The organism is Nocardioides rubriscoriae (assembly GCF_008087085.1).
Classification (GTDB): domain Bacteria; phylum Actinomycetota; class Actinomycetes; order Propionibacteriales; family Nocardioidaceae; genus Nocardioides; species Nocardioides rubriscoriae.
Window position 1 is genome coordinate 458013 of the sequence record NZ_VIYJ01000005.1, and the last position, 18066, is coordinate 476078.

The 18066-nt window shown below is 73.1% G+C and carries 18 protein-coding genes; 10 read left to right on the forward strand and 8 right to left on the reverse strand.

Annotated features, from left to right (window positions below):
* The first annotated feature begins 198 nt into the window (after window positions 1-198).
* Window positions 199-1554: an AMP-binding protein gene (locus tag FZC61_RS11740; RefSeq protein ID WP_148614340.1), complete on the forward strand. Its 1356-nt coding sequence runs from the start codon at window positions 199-201 to the stop codon at window positions 1552-1554.
* A gap of 135 nt (window positions 1555-1689) precedes the next feature.
* On the opposite strand, the gene gatB is transcribed toward FZC61_RS11740, so the two are convergent.
* Genes gatB through gatC form a run of 3 tightly spaced genes read right to left on the reverse strand, consistent with a single transcriptional unit; the run spans window position 1690 to window position 5020 of the window.
* A complete protein-coding gene (gene gatB / locus FZC61_RS11745; RefSeq protein WP_148614341.1) occupies window positions 1690-3201 on the reverse strand; it encodes an Asp-tRNA(Asn)/Glu-tRNA(Gln) amidotransferase subunit GatB in 1512 nt (503 codons plus the stop codon).
* Window positions 3201-4721, reverse strand: a complete 1521-nt coding sequence (gene gatA, locus FZC61_RS11750) for an Asp-tRNA(Asn)/Glu-tRNA(Gln) amidotransferase subunit GatA (protein ID WP_148614342.1) — start codon at window positions 4719-4721, stop codon at window positions 3201-3203. Before gatA ends, gatB begins: the two co-directional genes overlap by 1 nt.
* The gene (gene gatC, locus FZC61_RS11755) at window positions 4721-5020 is read right to left on the reverse strand and encodes an Asp-tRNA(Asn)/Glu-tRNA(Gln) amidotransferase subunit GatC (protein WP_148614343.1); all 300 of its coding nucleotides are present in this window, start codon (window positions 5018-5020) and stop codon (window positions 4721-4723) included. The genes gatA and gatC overlap by 1 nt, the downstream gene beginning before the upstream one ends.
* A gap of 54 nt (window positions 5021-5074) precedes the next feature.
* On the opposite strand from gatC, the gene FZC61_RS11760 reads away from it, so the two are divergent.
* Window positions 5075-5695 (forward strand): sulfite oxidase-like oxidoreductase, encoded by a 621-nt coding sequence (locus FZC61_RS11760; RefSeq protein WP_148614344.1) that lies wholly within the window; start codon window positions 5075-5077, stop codon window positions 5693-5695.
* Entirely contained in the window at window positions 5692-6402 is a 711-nt protein-coding gene (locus tag FZC61_RS11765; protein ID WP_246142642.1) for an FAD-binding oxidoreductase, read from the forward strand. The genes FZC61_RS11760 and FZC61_RS11765 overlap by 4 nt, the downstream gene beginning before the upstream one ends.
* Before the next feature lie 132 nt (window positions 6403-6534).
* Here FZC61_RS11765 and FZC61_RS11770 read toward each other — a convergent pair whose 3' ends face one another.
* A complete protein-coding gene (locus FZC61_RS11770) occupies window positions 6535-7392 on the reverse strand; it encodes a GNAT family N-acetyltransferase (protein ID WP_148614345.1) in 858 nt (285 codons plus the stop codon).
* A 73-nt stretch (window positions 7393-7465) separates the two neighbouring features.
* Between FZC61_RS11770 and wrbA the strand changes: the two genes are divergently transcribed.
* Complete coding sequence (gene wrbA, locus FZC61_RS11775) at window positions 7466-8059, forward strand: NAD(P)H:quinone oxidoreductase (RefSeq protein ID WP_148614346.1); 594 nt, start codon at window positions 7466-7468, stop codon at window positions 8057-8059.
* Here wrbA and FZC61_RS11780 read toward each other — a convergent pair.
* The gene (locus FZC61_RS11780) at window positions 8031-8708 is read right to left on the reverse strand and encodes a TetR/AcrR family transcriptional regulator (RefSeq protein ID WP_148614347.1); all 678 of its coding nucleotides are present in this window, start codon (window positions 8706-8708) and stop codon (window positions 8031-8033) included. The genes wrbA and FZC61_RS11780 overlap by 29 nt on opposite strands.
* Window positions 8709-8779: 71 nt before the next feature.
* On the opposite strand from FZC61_RS11780, the gene FZC61_RS11785 reads away from it, so the two are divergent.
* A complete protein-coding gene (locus FZC61_RS11785) occupies window positions 8780-9940 on the forward strand; it encodes an acyl-CoA dehydrogenase family protein (protein WP_148614348.1) in 1161 nt (386 codons plus the stop codon).
* 89 nt (window positions 9941-10029) lie between these two features.
* On the opposite strand, the gene FZC61_RS11790 is transcribed toward FZC61_RS11785, so the two are convergent.
* Window positions 10030-10542, reverse strand: coding sequence for a MarR family winged helix-turn-helix transcriptional regulator (locus tag FZC61_RS11790; protein ID WP_246142643.1), 513 nt, complete (start codon window positions 10540-10542; stop codon window positions 10030-10032).
* 85 nt (window positions 10543-10627) lie between these two features.
* Between FZC61_RS11790 and FZC61_RS11795 the strand changes: the two genes are divergently transcribed.
* Together FZC61_RS11795 and FZC61_RS11800 are read left to right on the forward strand one after the other, a co-directional pair.
* Window positions 10628-11146: a SigE family RNA polymerase sigma factor gene (locus FZC61_RS11795; protein ID WP_148614350.1), complete on the forward strand. Its 519-nt coding sequence runs from the start codon at window positions 10628-10630 to the stop codon at window positions 11144-11146.
* Window positions 11139-12239, forward strand: a complete 1101-nt coding sequence (locus FZC61_RS11800; RefSeq protein ID WP_148614351.1) for a hypothetical protein — start codon at window positions 11139-11141, stop codon at window positions 12237-12239. The genes FZC61_RS11795 and FZC61_RS11800 overlap by 8 nt, the downstream gene beginning before the upstream one ends.
* A 9-nt stretch (window positions 12240-12248) precedes the next feature.
* Here the strand turns inward: FZC61_RS11800 and FZC61_RS11805 are convergent, their stop codons facing one another.
* Both FZC61_RS11805 and ligA read right to left on the reverse strand, forming a co-directional pair.
* Window positions 12249-12668, reverse strand: coding sequence for a hypothetical protein (locus tag FZC61_RS11805; RefSeq protein WP_148614352.1), 420 nt, complete (start codon window positions 12666-12668; stop codon window positions 12249-12251).
* 50 nt (window positions 12669-12718) lie between these two features.
* Window positions 12719-14929 (reverse strand): NAD-dependent DNA ligase LigA, encoded by a 2211-nt coding sequence (gene ligA, locus FZC61_RS11810; RefSeq protein WP_148614353.1) that lies wholly within the window; start codon window positions 14927-14929, stop codon window positions 12719-12721.
* Window positions 14930-14960: 31 nt separating this feature from the next.
* On the opposite strand from ligA, the gene FZC61_RS11815 reads away from it, so the two are divergent.
* The 3 genes from FZC61_RS11815 (at window position 14961) to FZC61_RS11825 (ending at window position 17997) form a co-directional block, all read left to right on the forward strand.
* Window positions 14961-15596, forward strand: coding sequence for an alpha/beta hydrolase (locus FZC61_RS11815; protein WP_148614354.1), 636 nt, complete (start codon window positions 14961-14963; stop codon window positions 15594-15596).
* Between the two features lie 110 nt (window positions 15597-15706).
* On the forward strand, window positions 15707-16348 hold the full coding sequence (locus tag FZC61_RS11820; protein ID WP_148614355.1) for a TetR/AcrR family transcriptional regulator: 642 nt from the start codon (window positions 15707-15709) through the stop codon (window positions 16346-16348).
* Window positions 16345-17997, forward strand: coding sequence for an MFS transporter (locus FZC61_RS11825; RefSeq protein ID WP_148614356.1), 1653 nt, complete (start codon window positions 16345-16347; stop codon window positions 17995-17997). The genes FZC61_RS11820 and FZC61_RS11825 overlap by 4 nt, the downstream gene beginning before the upstream one ends.
* Window positions 17998-18066: the final 69 nt, after the last annotated feature.

The following is an 18066-nucleotide window of genomic DNA, read 5'->3' on the forward strand; positions in this document are numbered from 1 at the left end:
TGTGGTGCGACGCGTCGTGGCAGGAGCTCCGGCTCGTGGGCGCCCCTCCAGTGATCGAGGACCGTCCACCTACGGTTGCGGGTCAGCGCCGGACTCGGACCGGCTTTCCCCACCACGGGCGTGATGAATGATTCGCCCGGAGCCTATCCCGGCCGGACCGGGCCCGGTTAGTCGAGACCATCGTGCGAGAGTGCCGAGGTGCTCGACGCGCTGACCGACCCGACCGGCCCCGACCGGCCGGCCCTGCTCACCCTGGGCGACGCCGTGCTGTCGCGCGACGGCCTGCTGGAGGCCGCCGGCCGGCTCTCCGGCGGGCTGCGCGAGGCCGGGGGCCCGGTGGCGGTGCACGCCACGGCCTCGGTCGAGACGGTGGTCGCCGTCGTCGCCGGGCTGCTGAGCGGCGTGCCGGTCGTGCCCGTGCCGCCCGACAGCGGGCCGGTCGAGCGCGAGCACGTGCTGCGCGACTCCGGTGCCGCAGCCTGGGTGGGCCCCGCCGGGCTGGGCGGGGGGCTGCCCGGGGTGGCCGCCCGGGCGGGCGACCCGGCGGCGTACGACCCCGACGCGACGGCGCTGGTCCTCTACACCTCCGGCACCACCGGGCTGCCCAAGGGCGTGCCCCACACCGGGCGGTCCCTGGCCGCCTGCCTCGACGGCCTCGCCGAGGCCTGGGCCTGGACCCCTGACGACGTCCTGGTGCACGGGCTGCCGCTGTTCCACCTGCACGGCCTGGTGCTCGGCCTGCTCGGGCCGCTGCGCGTCGGCTCACCCCTCGTGCACACCGTGCGCCCCTCCCCCGAGGCCTACGCCGGCGCGACCGGCTCGGTCTACTTCGGCGTCCCGACCGTCTGGCACCGGCTCGTCGGCTCGCCCGCGTCGGCGCACGCGCTGCGCCGGGCCCGGCTGCTCGTGTCGGGCAGCGCGCCGCTGCCGGTCACGACGTTCACCGCGCTCGAGTCGCTGACCGGGCTGGCGCCGCGGGAGCGCTACGGCATGACCGAGACCGGCATCACGCTCAGCGCCCGCGTCGACGAGCCGCCGCGCGCCGGGTGGGTCGGTCGACCTGTCGGGTCGACGCAGACGCGGCTCGTCGCGGCGGACGCCGAGGGCATGGGTCGCCTCGAGGTGCGCGGTCCGTCGGTGATGTCGGGCTACCTGGGCCGCCCCACCCCCGACCTCGACGCGGACGGCTGGTTCGCCACCGGCGACCTCGCCGTCGTCGATGACGACGGCTGGCACCGCATCGTGGGCCGCGAGTCGACCGACCTCATCAAGACCGGCGGCTACCGCGTCGGTGCCGGCGAGGTCGAGGCGGTGCTCCTCGAGCACCCGGCCGTCGACGAGGTCGCCGTCGTCGGCGTGCCCGACGACGACCTGGGCCAGCGGATCGTGGCCTACGTCGTCGGGTCCGGCTCCCCCGGCCTCGAGGACGAGCTCGTCGCGCTCGTGGGCTCGCGGCTGTCGTGGCACAAGCGCCCGCGGGCCGTCGTGATGGTCGACGCGCTGCCACGCAACGCCATGGGCAAGGTGCAGAAGAAGACGCTCGCCGAGGGTTAGTGGCGGGACCGCGCTGAGCGACCTGAGATTTCCCCGGTCGGCCGGGGAAATCTGAACTTGTTGGGCAATACATTGCCCATCAACTTCAGGTATCCCCGGTCAGCCGGGGAAATCTCGGATCGGGCAACCGGATGCTCAGCCCAACCGCTCGAGCACCAGCTCGCGCACGCGCCCGGCGTCGGCCTGGCCGCGCATCTCCTTCATGACCGCACCGATGAGGGCGCCGGCCGCGGCGACCTTGCCGTCACGGATCTTCTGGGCCACGTCGGGGTTGTCGGCGATGGCCTTGTCGACCGCGGCGCCCAGCGCGCCCTCGTCGGAGACCATCTCGAGCCCGCGGGCCGCGACGATCTCGGCGGGGGTGCCCTCGCCGGCGAGCAGGCCGTCGAAGACCTGGCGGGCGAGCTTGTCGTTGATGGTGCCGGCCTCGACCAGCGCCTGCACCTCGGCCACGGTCGCGGGCGAGACGCCGAGGTCGGCGATGTCGACGCCCGACTCGTTGGCGCGCCGCGCGAGCTCGGTGAGCCACCACTTGCGGGCGGCCTGCGGGGCGCAGCCAGCGGCGACGGTCTCCTCGACCAGGCCGAACGCGCCGGCGCCGACGGTGTCGCGCATCTCGAGGTCGGTGAAGCCCCACTCGGCCTGCAGCCGGGTGCGCTTGACCGTGGGGTTCTCCGGCAGGGTGCCGCGCAGCTCGTCGACCCAGTCGCGCGAGGGGGCGACGGGCACGAGGTCGGGCTCGGGGAAGTAGCGGTAGTCGTCGGCGTCGGACTTCTCGCGACCCGACGTGGTGACGCCGGTGTCCTCGTGCCAGTGGCGCGTCTCCTGCAGGATCGAGCCGCCGCCGTCCAGGATCGCGGCGTGGCGCTGCATCTCGTAGCGCACGGCCCGCTCGACGGAGCGGAACGAGTTGACGTTCTTGGTCTCGGTGCGGGTGCCGAGCACCCCGGAGCCCTTCGGGGCCAGCGACAGGTTGACGTCGGCGCGCAGGTTGCCCTGGTCCATCCGGGCCTCGGAGACGGCCAGGGCGACGATCAGGTCGCGCAGCTGGGCGACGTAGGCCCGGGCGATCTCAGGGGCCTTGGCGCCGGCGCCGACGATCGGGCGGGTGACGATCTCGATCAGGGGGATGCCAGCGCGGTTGTAGTCGACCAGGGAGTAGTCGGCGCCGTGGATGCGGCCGGTGGCGCCACCGACGTGCAGCGACTTGCCGGTGTCTTCTTCCATGTGGGCGCGCTCGATCTCGACGCGCACCGTCTCGCCGCCCACCTCGACGTCCATCCAGCCGTCGAAGGCGATGGGCTCGTCGTACTGGGAGGTCTGGAAGTTCTTGGGCATGTCGGGGTAGAAGTAGTTCTTGCGCGCGAAGCGGCACCACTCGGCGATGTCGCAGTTGAGCGCCAGCCCGATCCGGATCGCCGACTCGACGGCCTTGCGGTTGACCACCGGCATCGCGCCCGGCAGGCCCAGGCAGGTCGGGCAGACCTGCGTGTTGGGCTCGCCGCCGAAGACCGCGGGGCACCCGCAGAACATCTTGGTGTTGGTGTTGAGCTCGACGTGGACCTCGAGGCCCAGGGCCGGGTCGTACGACGCCAGCACGGCGTCGAAGTCGACCAGGGCGTCAGCCTGACGGGTGGAGGTGGCCATCAGCGGGGTCCTTCCAGGACGGGGGCCTTGTCGAGCAGCGGGCCGCCCCACCGGTCGAGCAGCGCGGCCTCGAGGGCGGCGCCGACGCGGTAGACGCGGTCGTCGGCCAGGGCCGGGGCGAGCACCTGCAGGCCGGCGGGCAGGCCGTCCTCGTCGGCCAGGCCGCTGGGCACCGAGATGCCGGGGACGCCGGCGAGGTTGGCGGGGATGGTGGCGAGGTCGTTGAGGTACATCGCCAGCGGGTCGTCGAGCTTCTCGCCGAGCTTGAACGCCGTGGTCGGCGCGGTCGGCGACAGCAGCACGTCGGCCTTCTCGAACGCGGCGTCGAAGTCGCGCGAGATCAGGGTGCGCACCTTCTGGGCCTGGCCGTAGTAGGCGTCGTAGTAGCCGCTGGACAGCGCGTAGGTGCCGAGGATGATGCGGCGCTTGACCTCGTCGCCGAAGCCGGCGTCGCGGGTGGCGCGCATGACCTCCTCGGCCGACGGCGAGTCGATGCCCTCGGGCAGCACCCGCAGGCCGTAGCGCATCGCGTCGAACTTCGCGAGGTTGCTCGACGCCTCGGCCGGCAGGATGAGGTAGTAGGTCGCCAGGGCGTGCACGAACGTCGGGCACGACACCTCGACGACCTCGGCGCCCATCGAGACCATCAGGTCGACCGACTCCTGGAAGCGCGCCATCACGCCGGGCTGCCAGCCGTCGCCGGACAGCTCGCTGATGACGCCGACCCTGACGCCGGACAGGTCGCCGTCGGCGCCCTGGCGGGCCGCGCCGACCAGGTCGGGCAGGGGTACGTCGGCCGACGTCGAGTCACGCGGGTCGTGGCCACCGATGACCTCGTGGAGCAGCGCCGAGTCGAGCACGGTCCGGGTGACGGGGCCGACCTGGTCGAGCGAGTTGGCCAGGGCCACCAGGCCGTAGCGCGAGACGCCGCCGTAGGTCGGCTTGACCCCGACGGTTCCGGTGACCGCGCCGGGCTGGCGGATCGAGCCGCCGGTGTCGGTGCCGAGGGCCAGGGGCGCCTCGAACGACGCGACCGCGGCCGCGGAGCCGCCGCCGGACCCACCGGGGATGCGGTCGAGGTCCCACGGGTTGTGGGTCGGACCGTAGGCGGAGTGCTCGGTGGAGGAGCCCATCGCGAACTCGTCCATGTTGGTCTTGCCGAGGATCGGCAGGCCGGCGGCGCGCAGCCGCGCGACCACCGTGGCGTCGTACGGCGGCACCCAGCCCTCGAGGATCTTGGAACCGCACGTGGTCGGCAGCCCCTCGGTCGCCAGCACGTCCTTGACCGCGATCGGGACGCCGTCGAGCGGTGACGCGGTCGCGCCGGAGGCCCGGCGCTCGTCGGCGGCGGCCGCCTGGGCCAGCGCGCCCTCGGCGTCGACGTGGAGGAAGGCGTGGACCGCGCCGTCGACCTCGGCGATGCGGTCGAGGTGGGCCTGGGTGAGCGCGACCGAGGTGGTCGTGCCGTCGGCGAGCGCGGCGACCATCTCGGCGGCGGTGCTGCGGAGGATCGCGTCCATCACTGCTCGTCCCCCAGGATCCGCGGGACGGCGAAGCGCTGCTGCTCCTGCTCGGGCGCGCCCGACAGCGCCTGCTCGGGCGTGAGCCCGGGCACGACGACGTCGTCGCGGAAGACGTTGGTCAGCGGCAGGGCGTGCGACGTGGGGGGCACGTCGTCACCGGCCACGGCGCTGATCGAGGCCACGGACTCGAGGATGACCGACAGCTGGGGCGCGAGGTGGTCGAGCTCGGCGTCGTCCAGGTCGATCCGGGCGAGCGTCGCCAGGTGGGCGACCTCGTCTCGGGTGATCTCAGGCATGGGGGTGAGCCTAGTGCCGCACTGCGTCGAGGCTGACGCTGGCACGATGGGCCCATGCCCGTCACCCGCGGATTCACCGGCAAGCGCCGCGCCGAGGCGGCCGGTCGCTCCGACCGCCTGCCTCCCGGCCAGTACGACACCGGCGGCCAGTGGCCCACGCTGACCGCCGAGGTCACCCCGCACCTCGACCCCGAGCAGTGGTCGATCACCGTCGACGGCCTGGTCGGCACCCCGCGCACGTGGTCGTGGCGCGAGCTGCACGCGCTGCCCGGCGACACCTACGCAGGCGACATCCACTGCGTGACGACCTGGAGCCGCTTCGACACCACCTTCAGCGGGGTCAGCGTCGACACGTTGCTCGCGGCCGCCGGACCGCTGCCCGAGGCGGCGTACGTCATGGCGCACGCGACCACCGGCTACACGACCAACCTGCCGCTCGACGACGTACGCGGCGGCAAGGCGTGGGTGGTGTGGGAGGCCGACGGCAAGCCGCTGAGCGACGAGCACGGCGGGCCGGTGCGACTGCTGGTGCCCCACCTCTACTTCTGGAAGTCGGCCAAGTGGGTCACCCGCCTGGAGCTGATGGCGCAGGACCGGCCGGGCTTCTGGGAGAGCAACGGCTACCACGACCGCGGCGACCCGTGGCTCGAGCAGCGCTACCAGGGCGACCCGTGAGGGAGACGACCACCCGGACCGCCTGGACCACCGCGACGATCGCCGAGATCGACCGCCCCGACGGCCGTCTGACGCGGCTTCGCCTCGACGTGGCCGACCGGCAGCAGGCCCTACCGGGCCAGCACTACGTCGTACGCCTGCGTGCCCCCGACGGCTACACCGCCCAGCGCTCCTACTCGATCGCCTCCGACCCGGCCGACCCGCTGGTCGAGCTGATGGTCGAGCGGATGCCCGACGGCGAGGTGTCGGGCCACCTGCACGACGTGGCCGAGGTCGGTGACGTGCTCGAGGTGCGCGGCCCGCTCGGTGGCTGGTTCACCTGGTCCGGCGAGACGACGGCCGTCGCCATCGGCGGGGGAAGCGGCATCGTGCCGATCGTCTCGATGCTGCGGTACGCCGCCCGCACCGGTCGGGCCGACCGGCTGCGGGTGGTCGCGGTGGGACGCACCCTCGACGAGCTGCCCTACGCCGAGGAGCTGCTGGCCGCCGGGGCGTTCGTGGCGCTGACCCGCGAGAACCTCGGCAGCCGGGTCGCGGCGCCGCCGTACCCCGAGGAGGTGCGCGACCTCGTGGATCTGCCCACGCCGGCCGAGGCGGCCTACGTCTGCGGGTCGGTCGGCTTCGCGTCGTTCGCGACCCGGGTGCTCGGCGAGGCCGGCATGCGCGCCTCGGCGATCCGGGTCGAGCAGTTCGGCGCCACGGGCTGAGCCACGTCGGTCGAGGTGCGAGGAGCCCTGGCGACGAGCCTCGAGACCACCGCAGCATCAGGTCGGGTCGAGCGGCACCTGCCGGGGTCTCGAGGCTCGCTGCGCTCGCACCTCAACCGCCGTTGGTGGTGCCTACTCCCGCACCAGCGTGACGGTGCGCTCCCCCGGCTCGAAGCCGAGGCCGCGATAGAGCACGGCCGGGACGGGGTGGTCCTGGTCGCCGCGCGGGCAGACCAGCGCCTGGGTGGCCCCCGCCGCCCGGGCGGCGGCCAGCGCGGCGAGGCTGACGGCGCTGGCCAGCCCGCGCCGCTGGTGCTCCGGTGCGCAGCCGACCGGCTCGACCAGGGCGACCCCGGTCGCGTCGTCGAGCCAGACCAGGCACGAGGCGACCCAGGAGCCGTCGGCGGCGATCGCGACCCGGTCGAGGTCGGCGCGGTAGGGCGGGGTGGCCATCAGGGCGTCGTACGCCGCCGTGGTGACCTGCGACGAACCGCCGGGCGGCGTCCAGGCGGCCCGGTGGCAGGCGGCGCGCGGAGCCGCCTCGCCCGACTGCACCGCGCGCAGCCGGTAGCCCGGCACGTCCGGCACCGGGCGCAGCCGGGCGAGGTCGAGGTGGTGGTGGGTGAACCACGGGCCCTTCTCCGGCACGAACCCCGCCTCGCCGAGCACGGTCAGCAGCAGGTGCTCGGAGGCCAGCACCATCGTGCGGGTGACCTCGGCCGGCGTCTGGTCGAGGAACCACGCGACCACCTCGCGGGCCACGTCGGTGGCCCAGGGGTGCGTGCTGTCCACGCACAGTTCGAGCCAGTCGGGCTCCTCGGCCCAGCCCCAGCCGACGACCCGGCCGTCCTCGACCCAGGTGCGCACCACGTCGGAGGTCGACTCGGCGTACCGCGCGCTCCACGCGAGCTGACCCGGGTGGTGGCGGGCGGCGCGCGTCCACGTGCGCGACGCGAGGGACTGCAGGGCCAGGAGGTCGTCGTCGCGCACACGACGACCTTAGGAGAACGTCACCTCCCCCTGGGTGATTTAAGTTTCATCGATCTCCTGTGATCGTGGCCCCATGACGAAGCTCGCGATCATCTACTACTCCGGATTCGGCTCCACCCACGCGATGGCCCAGCGCCTTGCCACGACCGCCGAGGGCCTGGGCGCCGAGGTGCGCCTGCGCCGCGTGCGCGAGACGGCGCCCGACGACGTGGTGCAGGGCGTGGAGGCGTGGGCCGCCCACGCCGCCTCGGTCGCCGACCAGCCGGTCGCCACGCCCGACGACCTCGACTGGGCCGACGCCGCCATCTTCGGCTCGCCGACCCGCTACGGCCACGTCACCAGCCAGCTGCAGTCCTACATCGACACCCTCGGCCCGCTGTGGCAGCAGGGCAAGCTGGCCGACAAGGTCTACGCGTCGTTCGTCTCCAGCTCGACACTGCACGGCGGCCAGGAGACGACCCTCGAGGCCATGACCACCACCTACGCCCACTTCGGCGGGATCATCGTGCCGCCGGGCTACACCGACGGCGTGAAGTTCCAGGACGGCAACCCCTACGGCGTCGGCAAGGTCACCGGTGGCGGTGGCGAGCTCGACGACACCGACAACGCCGCGCTCGACCACCTGGTCACCCGGGTCCTCACCGTCGCCGGGAAGCTGGCCGGCTGAGCGCCTCGCGCACCGAGGCCACGACCTCCTCGACGGGCCGGTCGTCCTGCAGCACCACCACCGTGGTGCCCTGCTGGGCGGCCGGCCCGCTCGCGTCCGGCGCGAGCACGCTGGCCATCGCGTCGTCGAACTCGTGCCACGGATCGGCGGTCTCGCCGCGCAGCCACCGGCGCAGCACCACGTTGTGGGCCGTGACGACCGAGGCCGCGAGCAGCTCGGCGTGCAGGTCGACGTCGGGGCCGCCGAGCTCGGCCAGCCAGCGCCGGGCGTGCTCGCGGAAGAGCCGCTGGTAGCCCAGCATGCTGGCGATCTCGCGGTCGCGCAGCGCCGGCACCGACCGGGTCAGCCGGTAGCGGCTGAGCGCGAGCTGGTCCTCGTCGAGGTACTGCGCCAGGACCAGCGCCGCTGCCTCACGCAGCGCGACCCGGTAGGAGGCGGGCGTGCCGGTCTCGAGCCGGGCCGCGATCCGCGCCTGCAGGTCGTCGTGGCGCGGGAAGATCACGTCCTCCTTGGACCCGAAGGCCCGGAAGAACGTCGACCGGCTCACCCCCGCCCGCTCGACGATCTCCTCGACCGTCGTGGCGTCGTACCCCTGCTCGTCGAAGAGGGCGAACGCCGCCTCGACCATGCGCTCACGCGAGGACGTCATGTTGGGATTCTCCACTCCGCGTGTGAAACTGGGTCTCACCGCGACGATACCGAGTTTCAGGGGCGATGAAGATGACCGGCACGCAGTTCGACCTGTTCCGCACCAGCGACGACCACGAGGAGCTGCGCGCCGCGGTGCGCGACCTGGTCGCCGACAAGGTGACGCCGTACGCCGCCGAGGTCGACGAGACCGCGACCTACCCCCAGGCGGCGCACGACGCGCTGGTCGCCTCGGACTTCCACGCCCCGCACGTGCCCGAGGCCTACGACGGCGTCGGCGCCGACGCGCTGGCCACCTGCATCGTCATCGAGGAGGTCGCCCGCGGCTGCGCCTCGTCGTCGCTGATCCCCGCGGTCAACAAGCTCGGCTCGATGCCGGTCATCCTCGGCGCGTCGGAGGAGCTCAAGCAGAAGTACCTCCCGCGCCTGGCCGCCGGCGATGGCTTCTCCTACGGCCTGTCCGAGCGTGACGCCGGCTCCGACACCGCCTCGATGAGGACCCGCGCGGTGCGCGACGGCGACGACTGGGTGCTCAACGGCCAGAAGTCGTGGATCACCAACGCCGGGGTCTCGGAGTTCTACACCGTCCTGGCCGTCACCGACCCCGACGCGGGGCGCGGCAAGGGCATCAGCGCCTTCGTCGTCGAGAAGGGCGACGAGGGCTTCTCCTTCGGGGCCAAGGAGCGCAAGCTCGGCATCAAGGGCTCCCCCACCCGCGAACTGATCTTCGACAACGTCCGCATCCCCGGCGACCGCATCATCGGCGAGCCCGGCACCGGCCTCCCCCTCGCGCTGCGCACCCTCGACCACACCCGCGTCACCATCGGCGCCCAGGCCGTCGGCATCGCCCAGGGCGCCCTCGACCTCGCGGTCGACTACGTCAAGCAGCGCCAGCAGTTCGGCAAGCGCGTCGCCGACTTCCAGGGCATCCAGTTCATGCTCGCCGACATGGCGATGAAGCTCGAGACCGCACGCCAGATGGTCTACGTCGCCGCCGCCAAGTCCGAGCGCGACGATCCCGACCTGTCGTTCTTCGGCGCAGCCGCCAAGTGCTACGCCTCCGACGCCGCCATGGAGATCACCGTCGACGCCGTCCAGCTGCTCGGCGGCTCCGGCTACACCCAGGACTTCGCCGCCGAGCGGATGATGCGCGACGCCAAGATCACCCAGATCTACGAGGGCACCAACCAGATCCAGCGCGTCGTCATGGCCCGCCAGCTGCTCGGCCGCTGACCCACGCCGACCCGTCGCGTCTACGCGACGGGTCACCGGCCGAACTCGTCGACCCGTCGCGTAGACGCGACGGGTCGACGCGTTGGGGGCTACGTCGCGTAGTCGCCGCGGCCGGCGCGGAAGCGCCCGAGGATCTCGACGAGCGTCGCGATGTCGTCGGGGCTGAGACCGACCTGCTCGAAGACCTGCTCGTTGAGCGCCGCCGTGGCCTGCTCGACGAGCTCGAGGCCCGCCGGCAGCAGCACGAGGATGGCCGAGCGACCGTCGTCGGGGTTGATGACGCGGTCGATCAGGCCGTCGTCCTTGAGCCGCGCGGCGAGGCTGGTCAGCGACGTCGGGTGCACCTGGAGGCGGTGCCCGGCGCGCAACATCGTCATCCGCTGCTCGGAGGCGAAGCTCAGCAGCCGCAGCAGCTCGAAGCGGGCGAAGGTCAGCCCGAAGGGCCGCAGCAGGCCGTCGATCTGGGTGAGCAGCAGCTGTTGGGCGCGCATCACCGACGTGACCGCGGCCATCCCCTCGGCCGCGTCGTCCCAGCCGTGGGCGCGCCACTGGCGGCGGGCCTCGGCGATCGGGTCGCGACCGGGTACGGCGGGGGTGCTCACGGCAAGGATCGTAGTGAGGGCCAACCGATCCCGGGCCCGGCGCATCTCTACGGTTGACCGACCTGACGAGCTGCGGAGCCTCCCGATGCCACCACCGACCGACGCCGACTACACCGAGCTGGTGCACGCCTGCTGGCCCGGGCTCTACCGCACGGCGTACCTCCTGCTCGGCGACGCCGCCGAGGCCGAGGACCTCGTGCAGACCGCGCTGGCCAAGACCTACGCGTCGTGGTCGAAGGTGCGCGACCTCGAGGCCGCACCGGCCTACGCCCGCACCACCCTGGTCAACACCGCCACCTCCTGGTTCCGGCGCCGGTCGTGGCGCAACGAGCGACCGACCGAGACCCTGCCCGACCGGCCCGGGCACGAGCACGACCCGACCGACCGGCCGACGCTGGTCGCTGCGCTCGCCCGGCTGGCCCCACGCCAGCGCGCGGTCGTCGTCCTGCGCTTCTACGACGACCTCAGCGTCGCCGACACCGCCACCGCCCTCGGGGTCACCGAGGGCACCGTCAAGAGCCAGACCTCCGACGCCCTCGCCACGCTGCGCGCGCTGCTCGGCGACGAGGCCGTCCCGCAGACCCTGGGAGCACACCATGACTGACCGACTCGCCCTGCTGCTGCACGACGAGGCCGACGGCCTCGTCGTCCCCCCGGCCCCCGCCGACGCCGTGCTGGCCCGCGGCCGGGGCCTGCGCCGACGCCGGCAGGCCGCCGCGACCGGAGCCGTCGCCGCGGTGGTGGCCGTGGTCGCCGGCATCGCCCTGGTGGTCCCGGCAGGGTCGCGGCCCTCGGCGCCGGCACCGGCCGCCCCGACGTCCACCTCGCCCGACGTCGGCACGGCCGCCTACGGCACGGTCTACTCCGAGGACGCGACCGTCCACCTCGGCGACGGTCGTACGGTCACCGTCGACGACCAGGTCGTCGAGGCGCTGCTCCCGGTCTCGGCCGGCGTCGTCGCGCGGCACGGCGACGACCTCGGCATCACCGACAACACCACTGCGGGGCGCTACACGCTCATCACCCCCGACGGTCGGGCCCGGCCGCTGGACCTGGTGACCCGGGGGCCGGGGTACGCCGCCGACGCCGACCAGCCCTACCTCGCCTACACGCGCGTCGGGCCCGGCGGGTTGTCGGTGGTGGTCCACGACGTCGTGCGCGACCGCGAGGTCGCCTCGATCCCGCTGCCGGGTGCGCAGGAGCACTCGCTGGGCCACGTGTCCCTCGACGGCGACCTCGTCTACGTGAGGACGAACCCGTCCGAGCTGGTCGTCGACTGGCGCACGGGCCAGGTCACCTCGGGCGTGCGGTCCTACGACGACGTCGTCGACGGGCTCGGCGTCACCGACGACCGGGTCGTCGACCTGGCCTCGGGCGACACCGTCCTGGAGCGCGACCCGCGCCAGGACCGGACGACCCAGCTGTTCCTGTCGCCGGACGGACGCTCGGCGGTCGAGTCCAGCATCCGCACCCTGCGCAGCCGCGGCACCCTGGAGATGACGCTGCACGACCTGACCACCGGCGCGTCGTACCCGTTGCTCGACCGCTTCCTGTTCCCCGGGTGGACCTCGGACGGCTCGGTCTTCGCGCTGCGTGGTGGCGAGCTCACGGTGTGCGAGCCGACCACCGGCGCCTGCACCTCGACGCCGGCGCCCGTCGACCCCGACGCCCGGGTCACCGTGGTGGGCGGCCGGTGACGACGAGGCTCAGCAGGCGCGGACCGTCGACAGGGCGATGGTGGGGCCGCCGCCGTACTGCTCGGCGTTGATGCCGAAGTAGACGGTGACCCGGCCACCCCGGTCGAAGGTGATCGACCGGACCTTCGAGCTCGTGCCGGGTCGCAGGTAGGGGATGTCGAGACGCTTGCCGGTCGGCTCGCCGTCGCGCAGGATCGCGGTGGTGCTCGAGCGCTGCCCGTTGCTGTTGTTGTCGAGGCGTACCGACAGCCGGACGCGGTCACCCCCGTCGACGACGGTCTTGCAGGCAGCGACGGTGGCGGCGTACTTGGTGACCACCGGTCGCAGGCGGGGCCCGGCGGCCTCAGCGGGTGCCGACAGGGCACCGGCGAGGACCGTCGCGGCGACGGCGGAGGCGAGCAGGGTGCGGGAGCTGCGAGAAGTCGTCATGGGGTGACCCTGTCAGTCCCGACGCGACCGCGTGGGGTTATCGGCCACGCTCACCCGTTGGGGTCGGCGACGGGCGGGCCCTCGGCGAGGAGCGCCTTGAACCCGTCCTCGTCAAGCACGGGGACGCCGAGCTGCTCGGCCTTGTCGGCCTTGGTGCCGGCGTTGTCGCCCACGACGACGAAGTCGGTCTTCTTCGACACCGAGCCGGACGCCTTGCCGCCGCGGGCCAGGATCGCCTCCTTGGCCGAGTCGCGGCTGAAGTCGACCAGCGAGCCGGTGACCACGACGGTGAGCCCCTCGAGGGTGCGGGGCACGGACTCGTCGCGCTCGTCGGCCATGGCGACACCGGCGGCCTCCCAGGAGTCGACGATCGCGCGGTGCCAGTCGACGTCGAACCACGCGATCACGGCCGCGGCGATCGTGGGCCCGACGCCCTCGGCGGCGGCCAGCTGCTCCTCGGTGGCCTCGCGGATGGCGGCCATCGAGCCGAACTCGGTGGCCAGGGCCCGGGCTGCGCTCGGGCCCAGGTGGCGCACGGAGAGCCCGACGAGCACGCGCCACAACGGCACCTGCTTGGCCCGGTCGAGGTTGACCAGCAGCCGCTGCCCGTTGGCCGACACCACTCGCCCTGCCCCCGGTCCGGCGTCGCCCGCCTCGTCCTTCTTGGCGGCGCGGGTGAACAGCTCGGTGCGCAGCAGGTCGGCCTCGGTCAGGCCGAAGACGTCTCCCTCGTTGCGGATGACGCCGGCGTCGAGCAGCGCCGCGGCGGCCTCGTAGCCGAGGCCCTCGATGTCGAAGGCCCCCCGGCCGGCCACGTGGAAGACCCGCTCGCGGACCTGCGCGGGGCAGCGTTCGTGGTTGGGGCAGCGCAGGTCCTTGTCACCCTCCTTCTGCTGGGCCAGGGGTGTGCCGCACGCAGGGCACTCGGTGGGCATCACCCACTCGGCCAGGCCCTCGGGGCGCAGCGCGAGCACCGGCCCGAGGATCTCGGGGATCACGTCGCCGGCCTTGCGCAGGATGACGGTGTCGCCCGGGCGCACGTCCTTGCGCTTGACCTCGTGGGCGTTGTGGAGGGTCGCGTTCTCGACGGTGGACCCGGCCACCAGCGTCGGCTCCATGACGCCGAAGGGAGTGACGCGGCCGGTGCGCCCGACGTTGACGCGGATGTCGAGCAGCTTGGCGTTGACCTCCTCCGGCGGGTACTTGAACGCGATCGCCCACCGCGGCGCCCGCGACGTCGAGCCCAGCCGGCGCTGCAGCGAGACGTCGTCGACCTTGACCACCACGCCGTCGATCTCGTAGGGCGCGATCGTGTGGCGGCGCTCGCCGGCGTCCTCGATGAACCCCTGCACGGCCTCGAGGCTCGGCAGCACCCGCACCAGGTCGGACGTCGGCAGCCCCCACGCCGCGAGCGCGGCGTAGGCGCCCGACTGGGTGGCCGGCTCGAAGCCCTCGCGCGCGCCGATCCCGTGGCAGACCATGCCCAGGGCGCGGGTCGCGGTGACCCGCGGGTCCTTCTGGCGCAACGACCCCGCAGCGGCGTTGCGGGGGTTGGCGAACATCGGCCTGCCGGCGTCGACCATGGAGGCGTTGAGCCGCTCGAAGGCCTCTCCGGGCAGGAACACCTCGCCGCGGACCTCGAGCAGGTCGGGCACGGGGTGCTCGTCGCTGGCGACGAGCCGGTGCGGGATCGAGTCGATGGTCTTGACGTTGGGCGTGACGTCCTCGCCGGTGCGGCCGTCGCCGCGGGTCAGCGCCCGGACCAGGCGACCCTTCTCGTAGAGCAGGTTGATCGCCAGGCCGTCGACCTTGAGCTCGCACAGCAGCGCCGGCGCCTCGACCCCGTCGCGCGACAGACGCGTGTGCCAGGCGGCCAGCTCGTCGTAGGAGAACGCGTTGTCGAGGCTCTCCATGCGCTGCAGGTGGTCGACCGCGGTGAACTCGGTGGCCACTGCTCCCCCGACGGTCTGGGTCGGGCTGTCGGGCGTGCGCAGCTCGGGGAACTCCTCCTCGAGCTCCTCCAGCCGCCGCAGCCGCTGGTCGAAGTCGGCGTCGGACAGCGTCGGGTCGTCGAGCACGTAGTAGCGCCACCGGGCGTCCTCGACCTGCTCGGACAGGGCACGGTGCTCCTCGCGGGCCTCGTCGGTCGCGGCGGTGGGTGTCGGGTCGGGCTGGTCGGGCACGGGCCCATCCTGCCGTCCCCCACCGACAGTCCCGCGACCGTCCCTCGACCGTACGGCGGGGTGAGCGGTCTCACCCATCCGGCCCCGCCCGTGCCTCCGAACCCGCGTCGTGCCCGAGACCTCTCCCCACGACGACCTCGACGCCGCGGCGTTCACCCGGCTCGACGTCGACGGCCAGCGGGCCCTCGTGCTCGTGCTGCACGGCGGCAAGCAGGCCAGCCAGCAGCCGGTCGACGGGCGCAGCGCCTCGTGGAAGCGGATGGCGGCGATGCAGCGCTCGATCACCCCCGACCTGCACGCGCAGGGCGTCGGCACGTGGTTGCTGCGCTACCGCGTGCGCGGGTGGAACGGCGGCGCCCCCGTGGTCGACGCGCGCCGGGCGCTCGACCACGTACGCCGTGAGCTCGGCGAGGTGCCGGTCGTGCTGCTCGGGCACTCGATGGGCGGGCGCACCGCGGCCTACGTCGCTGACGACCCGTCGGTGGTCGGCGTGGTCGCGCTCGCCCCGTGGTGGATGCCCGAGGACCCGGTCGACGCGCTGCGCGGCAAGCGCGTGCTCGCCGCCCACGGCCGCACCGACAAGATCACCTCGGCCCGCCAGACCCGGGCCTTCCTGCGCCGCGCCGAGCCGGTGGCCGCGCAGACGACCTTCCGCGACATGGGCCGGGTCGGGCACTACATGTTCCGCCGGGTGCCGCAGTGGAACGCCGTCGCCACCGAGGGCTGCCTGTCCCTGCTGTCCTGACCGCGCCGCGGATCCGTTCACCGAAAAGTCGTTTGACCGGGAATGAAACGGATCCGTACTCTCTTGATGGAACGAAACGGTTCCGTTCCATCGAGTGACCAAGGACACACATGGCTCCCACCGTCGGCACGTCGGCCTCCGAGGTCGTCTCCCGACCTCGCGTCGAGGGTGACCGCGAGCAGGAGATCCTCGACGCCGCGCTCGACGTCCTCGCCGACGTCGGCTACGACCGGCTCACCATGGACGCGGTCGCCGCCGCGGCGCGCGCGTCCAAGGCCACGCTCTACCGCCGGTGGAGCTCCAAGGCGCTGCTGGTCATCGACGCGCTGATCTCGCAGAAGCAGGCGCCGCCCCAGCCCTACACCGGCACCCTGCGCGGCGACCTGCTCGGCACCTACTGCGGCATGGGCGGGCTGACCGACCAACGCCAGACCGCCATCCTCGGCAGCGTCATCACCGCCATCAGCCGCGACGAGGAGTTCGCCGAGCTCTTCCGGCGCGACTTCATCGGCCCCAAGCTCGCCGCCACCCGCGAGATCTTCGTGCGGGCCAAGGCCCGCGGCGAGATCCCCCCGCACATCGACATCGACCTGGTGGCGCCCGCGCTGCCCGGCATCGTCCTGCACCGCCACTTCATGCTCGGCGCCCCGCCCGACCCCGACTTCATCACCCGCGTCCTCGACCAGATCGTCCTGCCCGCCGTCGCCGTCGGGCCCCACCACTCCCACCCGCACACGAAGGAAGACTCATGACCGACCTCTCCAAGTCCGAGGCCACCGCCCCGGACGAGGCCGTCGCTGGCAGCAAGGACCTCCACCTCGGGTGGGCGCTCGTGCTGATCTCGATCGCCCAGCTGATGGTGGTGCTCGACGGCACCATCACCAACATCGCCCTGCCCTACATCGGCGCCGACCTCGACATCTCCGGCGCCAACCTGACCTGGATCGTCACCGGCTACGCCCTGGCCTTCGGTGGGCTGCTGCTGCTCGGCGGCCGCCTCGGCGACCTCTACGGACGCCGTCGACTCTTCATGATCGGCCTGGTCACGTTCGCCGTCGCCTCCGCCATCGGCGGCCTGGCCCAGAACGAGGCCATGCTGCTCAGCTCACGCGCCCTGCAGGGCCTCGGCGCGGCGATGGCCGGCCCGGCCGCGCTCGCGCTGATCACCACGACCTTCCCGGCCGGTCCCGCCCGCAACCGCGCCTTCGCGGTCTACGCCGCCATGTCCGGCGCCGGCGCGGCCGTCGGCCTCATCCTCGGCGGCTGGCTCACCGGGCTCGACTCCGTCTTCGGCCTCGACCTCAGCGGCTGGCGCCTGACCTTCCTCATCAATGTGCCGATCGGCATCATCGCGGCCCTGCTCGCGCCCCGCTTCCTGCGCGAGTCCGAGTCGCACCCCGGCCAGCTCGACATCCCCGGGGCGATCACCGGCACCCTCGGCCTGCTCGGCCTGGTCTACGGCCTGACCCGTGCCGGCGAGGAGCAGTACGGCTGGGGCGACCCCGGCACCATCGCCGCCCTCGCCGCCGGGGTGGCGCTGCTCGTCGCGTTCGGCGTCATCGAGTCGCGGGTCACCCACCCGCTGCTGCCGATCCGGATCTTCCAGAACCGCACCCGCGCGACGAGCTTCGTCGCCATGATGCTGGCCCCGGCCGCGATGTTCGCGATGTTCTACTTCCTGAGCCTGTTCATCCAGCAGGTCATGGGCTACTCCTCGCTGCGGGCCGGCTTCGCGTTCCTGCCGTTCTCGTTCGGCATCGTCACCGGCGCGGCCCTGTCGTCCAACCTCATCAACCGGGTCGACCCGCGCTGGCTCTCCGGCGTCGGCACCCTGCTCGCCGCGACCTCGCTGTTCGCGTTCTCGACGATCAGCGTCGACGACGCCCCCGGTCGTGTCCTGGAGGCGCTCGGCAACGGCGGCACCATCGGCGGCGACGTCAACTACTGGGCCAGCATCTTCCCGTTCATCGTGCTGATGTCGATCGGCATGGGCCTGACCTTCGTGCCGCTGACCCTCACCGCGGTCCACCACCTGCGCACCGAGGACTCCGGCATCGGCTCCGGCGTGCTCAACACCATGCAGCAGGTCGGCGGCGCCCTCGGCCTGGCCCTGCTCGGCACGGTCGCCCTCTCGGCGGTCAACAGCCGTACCGACGAGGTCGCCGGGCCGCTGGCCCAGGGCCTGGGCGACCAGGCCAACGCCGCCATCCCCGGCACCGACATGACGTTCCTCGACGCCGCGGTGTTCCAGTCGACCTTCACCGACGGCGCCACCGCGGCGTTCCTGGTGGGCTCCATCATGATGCTCGCGGCCTCGCTGGTGATCTTCACCCAGCTGCGCGTCAAGCACGACGAGCTGGCCACCGACGGCCCCGAGGGCGCGCCGGTCCACGTCGGCTGATCCTCCCCAACGGTCGGCCCGGACCCGGCGTACGACGGCCGGTCGCCTCCCTCGCGGGAGGTGGCCGGC

Bases quoted from the DNA above. Each gene is read 5' to 3' on its own strand.
- FZC61_RS11785 (WP_148614348.1), top strand. From the start codon at position 8,780: ATGACCGGCACGCAGTTCGACCTGTTCCGCACCAGCGACGACCACGAG.
- FZC61_RS11805 (WP_148614352.1), bottom strand. From the start codon at position 12,668: ATGACGACTTCTCGCAGCTCCCGCACCCTGCTCGCCTCCGCCGTCGCC.
- ligA (WP_148614353.1), bottom strand. From the start codon at position 14,929: ATGGGTGAGACCGCTCACCCCGCCGTACGGTCGAGGGACGGTCGCGGG.
- FZC61_RS11820 (WP_148614355.1), top strand. From the start codon at position 15,707: ATGGCTCCCACCGTCGGCACGTCGGCCTCCGAGGTCGTCTCCCGACCT.
- gatB (WP_148614341.1), bottom strand. From the start codon at position 3,201: ATGGCCACCTCCACCCGTCAGGCTGACGCCCTGGTCGACTTCGACGCC.
- gatA (WP_148614342.1), bottom strand. From the start codon at position 4,721: ATGGACGCGATCCTCCGCAGCACCGCCGCCGAGATGGTCGCCGCGCTC.
- FZC61_RS11760 (WP_148614344.1), top strand. From the start codon at position 5,075: ATGCCCGTCACCCGCGGATTCACCGGCAAGCGCCGCGCCGAGGCGGCC.
- FZC61_RS11825 (WP_148614356.1), top strand. From the start codon at position 16,345: ATGACCGACCTCTCCAAGTCCGAGGCCACCGCCCCGGACGAGGCCGTC.
- FZC61_RS11800 (WP_148614351.1), top strand. From the start codon at position 11,139: ATGACTGACCGACTCGCCCTGCTGCTGCACGACGAGGCCGACGGCCTC.
- gatC (WP_148614343.1), bottom strand. From the start codon at position 5,020: ATGCCTGAGATCACCCGAGACGAGGTCGCCCACCTGGCGACGCTCGCC.
- FZC61_RS11795 (WP_148614350.1), top strand. From the start codon at position 10,628: ATGCCACCACCGACCGACGCCGACTACACCGAGCTGGTGCACGCCTGC.
- wrbA (WP_148614346.1), top strand. From the start codon at position 7,466: ATGACGAAGCTCGCGATCATCTACTACTCCGGATTCGGCTCCACCCAC.
- FZC61_RS11780 (WP_148614347.1), bottom strand. From the start codon at position 8,708: ATGACGTCCTCGCGTGAGCGCATGGTCGAGGCGGCGTTCGCCCTCTTC.